Genomic DNA, 2,261 nt, shown 5'->3' with positions numbered 1-2,261 from the left:
ACCCGAACCCCTGCTCCCCGCGCGCGCGGGGATGGCACCACCGGGCCCCACCCCGCCACGACCGGGGCCCGCGGCGGCGTACCCCAATCACCTCCCGGGGGGAGGGGCATCGCGATATCGTGTCCTCGCCCCTTTCTCCGGGGCGCCGGGCCCGGGTTTCCCCGCGTGAGCGGGGGTGGACCGGTTGGTAGCAGGGGCGCCGCTCCGAAAGCGCCGGGTTCCCCGCGTGAGCGGGGGTGAAGCAACGAAGGCCCTCGACCCCGCACGGGTCGAGGGCCTTGCTCGTGCCGGGTAATGAGCGCCCCCCCCACTTGCGTGCACCCCAATTTAGGGTGTAGCCTCGTGGTTGTGAGGTCAGGGGAGCAGCCCCAGACCCGCCCGTAAGTCACTCGGGAGCACCAGATGGACACCACCCTCACCGCCGCCCACGCCGCCACCGAGGCGGGCGTCACCGTCGCCACGATCCGCACCTGGTGCCGCCGCGGCGTCATCACGGCCACCAAGGTCAGCGGCCGGTGGGTCATCGACCCCTCCTCCCTGAACCGCCGCATCCGCATCGGACAGGAGTCCCGCACCATGACCCCGACCACCACCTACCGCATCGAGCAGGGCACCGCCATCCGCTACGGCACCGAACGCGAGGTGTGGAGCGTCGTGCGCACCGACGGCACCCCCGCCGGCTTCGGCCCCGGCCAGGACCCCCGCATCCACAACGCCACCTTCACCACCCCCGAGATCGCGGAGATCTACCGCCGCTTCTACGAGGAGACCCCCGCCGGCTACCGCCTGGAGCGCGACCACCACAGCTCCCGCTCCATGCGCCGCGGCTCCTACTGGCGCCTCACCGGCTCGGGCCAAGACGACCCCGACACCATCCGGCACATCTGGGAAGACGGCGAGGAAGTCCGGGGCTCCTGGCCGGAGGGCACCACCTGGCTGGACGTGCTGATCTTCCTGGCCAACCGCCACGCCGAAGGCGCCCCCGCCCGCATCGAGAAGGCCGCCGCTGAGAAGGCCATCGCCGAGGCCGAGGCCGCCGTCCGGGAAGCCCGCGAGGCCCAGCTCGCCGAAGCCCGCCGCACCAAGGGCGCCCTGGCCACCGACCGCCAGATCAGCTACATCCTCAGCCTCCTGGCACGCCGCCGCGACAGCGGTGAGGGCGGCGGCTTCTTCAGCGGCCCCACCACCCGCGCCGACCTCGAACTCCTCTCCAAGGCCGAGGCGTCCGCCTACATCGACTCCCTCACCGACAACTACTGACCCCGCCACCGAAAGGCACACCCCATGAGCACGAGCAGCCACGTCCAGATCAACGAGGTCGTCGAGGACCTGGAGCTGTACCGCCACTTCCCCGGCCGGAACACATCGCAGCCGGCCCACATCCTGCTGGACCTCAAGAACGGCACGCTGTCCGCCTCCTACGACGTCGAGGTCGGCGAAGGCACGCCCCCGGAGGTGTTCTACGGCCACACCCGCCGCTACCGCATCCCGCTCATCACCGCACAGGCGGCCAACACGGCCATGCAGGAGATCGCCCCCCTCGCGGACCGCATCCTCGCGGACTCCAGCATCGAGTGGGACGGCAACAACAACGTCGCGGTCCTCGGAGAGGACGCGCAGGAAGCGGAAGAGGAAATCCGCGAGCACCTCGGCTGCGACAGGAAAAACCCGGAGGGAGCCTTCGACCCCAACTCTTTGATCGCCGAATGGGACATCGACGGCGTCACGGCGGACACCACCGACAGCCGGCTGGAGGAGATCGAGCGGGAGATCCTTACCGGTATTTCGGAGGTGGACGAGGGCACCCCGGTCTGCCCGGCACTCCTGCCCCATCTCAAAGAGTTGCGGGACGACCTGGCGGAGGAGGACCCCCTCACCCCGGCCGAACTCCAGACGGCCCGCGAGGACCTGGGCCTCACCGGGGACCTCCTCGCCAAGCTCCTGGGCGTCAACCCCCGCACCCTGCGCTCCTGGGAAGCAGGCAGGGACCCCATCCCCGGGCGGATCCGCCCTGAGATCGCGCAAGTGCGCGCCACCACCGCCGCCGCCGTGGACGCCATCGTCCAGGAGCACGACGGCGAGGACGAGCCGTCCCTGTTGACGTACCGCAGTGACGAGGACTTCCGCGCTACGAGCCCGGACTGGCCCCTCGCCCGGTACTCCGCGCAGTGGCACCGCCGGGCCACCCTCCGCGCTGCCGAGCGTCTGCCCGGCGCCCGCATCACCTACGGCGGCGACACCGAGTAGCCCCCGGCCCCGCC

General features: G+C 71.2%; 2 protein-coding genes. Both read left to right on the top strand.

The window, feature by feature from the left end; all coding sequences use genetic code 11:
* Positions 1-402: 402 nt before the first annotated feature.
* Positions 403-1,260, top strand: coding sequence for a helix-turn-helix domain-containing protein (locus FOE67_RS23205; RefSeq protein WP_182666792.1), 858 nt, complete (start codon positions 403-405; stop codon positions 1,258-1,260).
* A gap of 24 nt (positions 1,261-1,284) precedes the next feature.
* Positions 1,285-2,247, top strand: coding sequence for an Aca2/YdiL-like domain-containing protein (locus FOE67_RS23200; protein WP_182666791.1), 963 nt, complete (start codon positions 1,285-1,287; stop codon positions 2,245-2,247).
* The last annotated feature ends 14 nt before the right edge of the window (positions 2,248-2,261 follow it).

Origin of the sequence: Streptomyces calidiresistens, from assembly GCF_014141525.1 — a bacterium.
Lineage (GTDB): Bacteria > Actinomycetota > Actinomycetes > Streptomycetales > Streptomycetaceae > Streptomyces > Streptomyces calidiresistens.
This window is presented reverse-complemented; position numbering and strand designations above follow the sequence as displayed.

What these genes read in the sequence shown, in the direction of transcription:
- FOE67_RS23205 (WP_182666792.1), top strand. Translation starts at nt 403, where the DNA reads ATGGACACCACCCTCACCGCCGCCCACGCCGCCACCGAGGCGGGCGTC.
- FOE67_RS23200 (WP_182666791.1), top strand. Translation starts at nt 1,285, where the DNA reads ATGAGCACGAGCAGCCACGTCCAGATCAACGAGGTCGTCGAGGACCTG.